The organism is Pseudomonas sp. 2822-15 (assembly GCF_002742515.1).
GTDB classification, from domain to species: Bacteria; Pseudomonadota; Gammaproteobacteria; order Pseudomonadales; family Pseudomonadaceae; genus Aquipseudomonas; species Aquipseudomonas salomonii.
The window spans coordinates 1-239 of record NZ_LJRY01000418.1 but is presented as its reverse complement, the minus strand read 5'-3'; the positions used below and the strand labels follow the sequence as shown (position 1 = coordinate 239).

The 239-nt window shown below is 53.6% G+C and carries 1 protein-coding gene; it reads left to right on the top strand.

The window, feature by feature from the left end:
- Nucleotides 1-6 precede the first annotated feature (6 nt).
- A partial coding sequence (locus AOA59_RS33740) for an immunoglobulin-like domain-containing protein (protein WP_371919104.1) occupies nucleotides 7-239 on the top strand: 233 nt, incomplete at its 3' end.

The following is a 239-nucleotide window of genomic DNA, read 5'->3' as shown; positions in this document are numbered from 1 at the left end:
GTTACCGTGACGCTTTCGAACGGTCAGACGATCACTATTAAAGCCGGTGAGACCACAGGCTCGACTGTGTTCAACACCCCAGCCAACGACGTCTATAACAACGGCAGCACGGTCAGCACCACCATCGCCAAAACTGAAGGCGGTAATTTCGAGAACCTGGTCACCGATCCGAAAGCGGCCGTCACTTCGATTACCGACTCGATCGACAACACCACGGTTTCTCTGAGTGCTGATAAAGC